Raw genomic sequence first — 6,014 nt, 5'->3', positions numbered from 1 at the left:
GCTGGCCGGGCCGGTCACCGCCTATACGGCCGCGGCGGCGGAACAGCTGTTCGAGCCGCGGGCCTATATCGAGGCCGTGCTGGGCGAGACTTCGGGAGGCCGCCGATGATCCGCCGCCTTCTGCCCCATCCCGCCCTGAGCATCCTGGTCGCCGTGGTCTGGATGCTGCTGGTCAATGAGTTCAGCGCCGGCGCCCTGTTCCTCGCCCTGATCGTGGGGATCGTGGCCCCGCTGGCGACCAGCCGGTTCTGGCCCGGCCGTCCGAAGATCCGCTTCGGCCCGGACCTGGTCGGCTATGTCGTCATCGTCCTGTGGGACATCGTCGTGGCCAATTTCCAGGTCGCCTGGGTGATCCTGACCCGCCGCAATCGCGACCTGCGGTCCCGCTGGCTGGTGGTGCCGCTGGAACTGCGCTCACCCGAGGCCATCACAGTACTGGCGGGGACCATCACCCTGACCCCCGGCACGGTGACCGCCGACGTGTCCGCCGACGGCCACGCCCTGCTGGTTCACGCGCTCGACGTCGCCGACCCGGAGGCCGAAGTCGTCCGCATCAAACAGAGGTACGAGACCCGTCTGCTGAAGGTGTTCCGATGACCGGTTCCCTGTTGTCCATCGCCCTGGCCTTCGCGCTGGCCTGCGTCAGCGTGGCCATCCTGCTGAACCTGTATCGACTGGTGCGCGGCCCGACGTCGGGGGACCGCATCCTCGCGGTCGACACCCTGACCATCAACGCCATCGCCCTGATCGTGGTGTTCGGCGTGGCCTGGAAGACCCAGACCTATTTCGAGGCGGCCCTGCTGCTGGCCATGGTCGCCTTCGTCGGCACCGTCGCCTACTGCAAATTCCTGCTGCGGGGAGACATCATCGAATGAGCCTCGCCGCCGAAATTCTGGTCGCCTGCCTGCTGGTCATGGGCGGGGCCTTCATCCTGATCGGGTCGTGGGGCCTGGCCCGGCTGCCGTCGCTGATGACCCGGCTGCACGGACCGACCAAGGCCAGCACCCTCGGCGTCGGGGCCTGCCTGATCGCCTCCATGGTCTATTTCCCGGCGTCGGGCGGGACATGGTCGGCGCATGAGTTGCTGATCACCGTCTTCCTGCTGCTGACCGCGCCGGTGTCGGCCAATATGATCGCCAAGGCGCATCTGCATCGACAGGGCCATGGCATCGATCCCAATCCGGCCGACGGCATCGTCACCGGCCTGCCGCGGCCGCCTGGCGGCGACGACTGGGCCACCTACCACGGCGCGGCCGAGGACCCCGACCCGGAGCCGCAACAAGTCCCGCCGGGGCGCCGGGGCGACTGACCGGGCCGCCGACAGCCATTGCAGCCGCCGGCGGCAGGGGGCATTTGCCGCCCATGCCCGTCTCCCCCGCCTACCGCCCCGAGCCCCGCTTCTTCGATCTGGGGGCGGACTATGGCGACGCCGTCGCGCCGGCGGCGTTTCCGCAGACGATCCTGCGCTATCGCAACGACCGGGCCGCGGCGACCGTGGGGCTGGAGACGCTGACGGACGCGGAATGGATCGCCCATTTCGGCCGGTTCGAGCCCCTGCCGGGCCAGCCGGGGCCGACAGCCATGCGCTATCACGGGCACCAGTTCCGCACCTACAACCCGGACATCGGCGACGGGCGGGGGTTCCTGGCGGCGCAGATGCGGGAAGTCCCTGACCGCGCTCAAGCAGCGAGCGCCCGCGGCGCGAGCGATAGCGCTCTCCCGGGTCGACTTCTCGACCTGGGGACGAAAGGCTCCGGCCAGACGCCGTGGTCGCGCGGCGGGGACGGGCGGCTGACGCTGAAGGGCGGCGTGCGCGAGGTGCTGGCGGCGGAGATGCTGGAGGCGCTGGGCGTCCCGACCAGCCGCGCATTTTCGCTGATCGAGACCGGCGAGGCGCTGGAGCGGGGCGACGAGCCCTCCCCCACCCGCTCGGCGGTGCTGGTGCGGCTGTCGCACAGCCATGTGCGGTTCGGGACCTTCCAGCGGGCCGCCTATATCGGGCGGCCGGACATGATCGAGGCGCTGGTCGAGCATGCGCGGGCGCTCTACCACCCGGCCGTCCCGAGCGGGGATGCGCCGGGCTTCCTGCGCGCCGTGGTCGAGGCCTCGGCGCGGCTGACGGCGCGGTGGATCGCGGCGGGGTTCGTGCACGGGGTGCTGAACACCGACAATCTGAACGTCACCGGCGAGAGCTTCGACTACGGGCCGTGGCGGTTCCTGCCGCACTATGAGCCGGGGTTCACGGCGGCCTATTTCGACCAGTTCGGCCTCTACGCCTTCGCCCGACAGCCGGAGGCGGTGTTCTGGGCCCTGACCCAGCTGGGCGGTGCGCTGAAGCTGGCGGCCGACGCGGCGCCGCTGACCGAGGCGCTGAACGGCTTTGGACCCGCCTATATCCGCGAGTTGAGGGCGGCGTTTCTGGCGCGGCTGGGGGTGGCGAGTCTCGGCGAGGCCGCGGACCAGAGGCTGCTGGACACCACGCTGGCGCTGCTGCGCGAAGGCGGCGAGGCGCTGCGCTGGGAGCCGCTGTTCTTCGACTGGTTCGGCGGCTTCGCCTCGTCGGCGCGGGCGCTGGGCGGGCCGCGCGGCAAGCTGTACCAGGGCGAGGTCTTCGACGCCTTCCGCTTCGCCCTGTTCGAGCACGAGCCGGACCGGCCCGAGCGGCTGGAGCAGCCGATGTTCGCGGCGCCGGAGCCCGAGGAGATGCGGATCGACGAGGTCGAGGCGGTCTGGGCCGCCATCGACGCCGGCGACGACTGGGGGCCGTTCCACGCCAAGCTGGCGCGGCTGGCCCGGGCGCGGAAGGCGTGGGGCCTGACCGGCTGCTGACAGCAGGGTGGCGGCAGGGCGGCGGTAGGGGTTCGGAGCCGGCGCCGACCGGTCCGATTCCCGAAGGTTCCCGTGCCGCCCCTGACCTGTCCGCGCCGCCCCGCTCTTAAGACGCCCGAAACGGCTGCCGCATTACAAGGAATTATGGATACGGCCACGCTTTGGCCGTGGGGCTCCCGCAGAAGGCGGTCACGGATGGTTACGGTCTCGCTTCGCGCCCTTGCGGAAATGGCCAGGCGATCCGACATCGCCACTGTTGCCAATAGAACGAGCGCCTCTCCCCGGGCGTGCCAGAAAATGACTTCTCAAGCTCTCTCCCCCGCCCGCTCGCGCCTCGTCGCCAGCTACCGCAATCTGACGCTCTGGACGCTGCAGGGCTGGCTGGCGATGTTCTTCATCGCCGCCGGCTACGCCAAGCTGAGCGAGCCGATGGCCAATCTTATCGAGCTGATGCGTTGGCCGGCGCTGGTGTCGGACAACATGGTGCGCGGCCTCGGCGTCGCCGAGATCGGACTCGCCGTGCTGTTGCTGGCGCCGCTGGTGTCGTGGAAACACGGTCGTCCGCTGCTGATCACCGCCGCCGCCGGCCTGCTGGCGCTGGAGACGATCATGCTTGGCGTTCACGCCATCGGTCTGGAGGGCGGCCTGGCCCTGACCAATCTGGTGCTGATCGCCATGACGGCGCCGGTGCTGTGGTATCGGGCGCGGGAAACGCGCTGATCCCGAAGAATTGCTGATGGAGCGGCCGCTGGAGCGATCCGGCGGCCGTCTGCAATTCCGCGCGCGCTGAAGGCTTCCCTTTACGTGCACGTCAAGTTATGACTTTGCGCATGGCGACCGCCGACGATCATCGCACCTATTCGATCCGCCAGCTGTGCCGCGAGTTCGGGGCGACGGCGCGGGCGCTGCGCTTCTATGAGGACAAGGGCCTGCTGACCCCGGCCCGCAAGGGCCAGACGCGGGTCTATGACGCCCGCGACCGGGCGCGGCTGAAGCTGATCCTGCGCGGCCGCCGCATCGGTTTCAGCCTGCTGGAGATCCAGGAGATGCTGGACCTCTACGACCACGACAATCACAACGCCCATCAGATGGCCGTCGCCCTGCGCCGCCACCGGGCCCAGATCGCCGCGCTGAAACAGCAACGCGAAGACCTCGACGCCGCCATCGAGACCGCCGAGGAGGCCTGCGCCGTGATGGAGCGCAAGCTGTCCGAGCACCGGCCCGACCTGCTGCCCGGCGCCGAGGAATACGCGAGCCTGCTGAAGTCGCGTCTGAATCCCGACCACAACGTCCAGCCCTTCAAAGCGAGAGCGTAACTCCATGGCCTACAAGGCGCCCGTCCGCGACCTGACGTTCATCCTGAACGACGTGCTGGACATCGATCGCTATTCCAACCAGCCCGGCTTCGCCGACGTCTCGTCGGACCTGGTCAGCCAGATCCTCGAGGAAGGCGCGAAATTCGCCGAGGAGGTCATCGCCCCCCTGAACCGCATCGGCGATCAGGAAGGCTGCAAATGGGATAACGGCAAGGTCACCGGCCCGACCGGCTGGAAGGAAGCCTACAAGGCCATGGTCGAGGCCGGCTGGCCCGCCCTGTCGGCCCTGCCCGAGCACGGCGGCCAGGGCATGCCGTCGGTCGTGGCCATGGCCTTCGGCCAGATGACCGCCGCCGCCAGCGCCGCCTTCTCGATGTATCCGGGCCTGACGGCCGGCGCCTACTGGGGCCTGAACGCCAACGGCACCGACGAACAGAAGGCCATGTATCTGCCCAAGATGGCCACCGGCGAATGGGGCGGGACCATGAACCTGACCGAGCCGCAGTGCGGCACGGACCTGGGGCTGATCCGCACCAAGGCCGTCCCGAACGGCGACGGCAGCTACAACATCACCGGCCAGAAGATCTGGATCAGCTCGGGCGAGCACGACTTCACCGACAACATCATCCATCTGGTGCTGGCCCGGATCGAGGGCGCGCCGGCCGGGATCAAGGGCATCAGCCTGTTCGTCGTGCCCAAGGTGTTCGTCAACGAGGACGGGTCGCTGGGCGAGCGCAACAAGGGCGCGGGCTGCGGCGGCCTCGAGCACAAAATGGGCATCCACGGCAACGCCACCTGCGTCATGGACTACGACAACGCCAAGGGTTGGCTGGTCGGGACCGAGAACAAGGGCATGGCGGCCATGTTCGTCATGATGAACGAGGCCCGCCTCGGCACCGGCCTGCAAGGCCTGTCGATCGGCTCGGCCGCCTATCAGGCCGCGGTCGAGTTCGCCCATGACCGGCTGCAGGGCCGGTCGCTGACCGGGCCGAAGAACCCGGACGGTCCCGCCGACTCGATCATGGTCCACCCCGACGTGCGGCGGATGCTGCTGGAGGCCAAGGCCTTCATCGAGGGCGGCCAGGCCTTCACCCTGTGGACCGCCCTGCAGGCCGACCTGCAGCATTCGAATGACGAGGCCGAGGCCCAGAAGGCGCGCGACTACATGGGTCTGATCACCCCCGTGCTGAAGGCCTATCTGACCGACAAGGGCTTCCACGTCGCCAGCCTGGCGATGCAGGTGCACGGCGGCAGCGGCTACACCGAGCATTTCCCGGCGTCGCAATATCTGCGCGATGCGCGGATCACCATGATCTACGAGGGCGCCAACGGCATCCAGGCGCTGGATCTGGTGGGACGCAAGCTGCCGGCCAACGGCGGCCGGGCCATCATGACCTGGTTCGCCGAGATCGACGCCTTCGTGGTCGAGAACGGCGGCGCCGGCGAGACGGTGAAGCCCTTCGTCGACGGCCTGGCCGACGCCAAGAAGAAGCTGCAGGAGGCCACCATGTGGCTGATGCAGAACGGCATGCAGAATCCGGACAACGCCGGGGCGGCGAGCACCGACTATCTGCACATCTTCGGCCTGACGGCGCTGGCCTATTGCTGGGCCCAGATGGCGATCGCCGCGCAGAAGCAGATCGACGCCGGCTCGACCGACCCGTTCTACGCCAACAAGCTGATGACCGGCCGCTATTTCGTCGAGCGCATCCTGCCCGACGCCGGGGCCCATCTGGCCAAGGTGAAGTCGGGCGCCGAAGTGCTGATGGCGATGCCGGCGGAGGCGTTCTGATCTGATTTCTCCCTCCCCGTCCCGGGGAGGGCGGTCGGCGCGAAAGCGACGACCGGGTGGGGCCGGCCAGGCGTGCA

At 69.0% G+C, this 6,014-nt stretch carries 7 protein-coding genes; all 7 read left to right on the top strand.

Features of this window, described 5'->3' with window-relative positions:
• Positions 1-105 precede the first annotated feature (105 nt).
• The 7 genes from RDU12_RS11390 to RDU12_RS11360 all read left to right on the top strand — a co-directional run bounded on the left by RDU12_RS11390 (position 106) and on the right by RDU12_RS11360 (position 5,937).
• Complete coding sequence (locus tag RDU12_RS11390; protein WP_300291930.1) at positions 106-597, top strand: Na+/H+ antiporter subunit E; 492 nt, start codon at positions 106-108, stop codon at positions 595-597.
• The gene (locus RDU12_RS11385; protein WP_300291928.1) at positions 594-875 is read left to right on the top strand and encodes a K+/H+ antiporter subunit F; all 282 of its coding nucleotides are present in this window, start codon (positions 594-596) and stop codon (positions 873-875) included. Before RDU12_RS11390 ends, RDU12_RS11385 begins: the two co-directional genes overlap by 4 nt.
• Positions 872-1,309 carry a Na+/H+ antiporter subunit G gene (locus RDU12_RS11380; protein ID WP_300291927.1) on the top strand — a complete coding sequence of 146 codons (438 nt, stop codon included), beginning with the start codon at positions 872-874 and terminating at the stop codon, positions 1,307-1,309. Before RDU12_RS11385 ends, RDU12_RS11380 begins: the two co-directional genes overlap by 4 nt.
• A gap of 53 nt (positions 1,310-1,362) precedes the next feature.
• Entirely contained in the window at positions 1,363-2,829 is a 1,467-nt protein-coding gene (locus RDU12_RS11375; protein WP_308684674.1) for a protein adenylyltransferase SelO family protein, read from the top strand.
• 297 nt (positions 2,830-3,126) lie between these two features.
• On the top strand, positions 3,127-3,549 hold the full coding sequence (locus RDU12_RS11370; RefSeq protein ID WP_300291816.1) for a DoxX family protein: 423 nt from the start codon (positions 3,127-3,129) through the stop codon (positions 3,547-3,549).
• A gap of 110 nt (positions 3,550-3,659) precedes the next feature.
• Positions 3,660-4,145, top strand: a complete 486-nt coding sequence (locus RDU12_RS11365; protein ID WP_300291818.1) for a MerR family DNA-binding transcriptional regulator — start codon at positions 3,660-3,662, stop codon at positions 4,143-4,145.
• A 4-nt stretch (positions 4,146-4,149) separates the two neighbouring features.
• Positions 4,150-5,937 carry an acyl-CoA dehydrogenase C-terminal domain-containing protein gene (locus RDU12_RS11360; protein WP_300291820.1) on the top strand — a complete coding sequence of 596 codons (1,788 nt, stop codon included), beginning with the start codon at positions 4,150-4,152 and terminating at the stop codon, positions 5,935-5,937.
• The last annotated feature ends 77 nt before the right edge of the window (positions 5,938-6,014 follow it).

Origin of the sequence: Brevundimonas sp. (assembly GCF_031082345.1) — a bacterium.
In the GTDB taxonomy this organism is placed as follows: domain Bacteria; phylum Pseudomonadota; class Alphaproteobacteria; order Caulobacterales; family Caulobacteraceae; genus Brevundimonas.
Note: the sequence above shows the minus strand (reverse complement) of the source record. Positions and strands in the feature narration are given on the sequence as shown.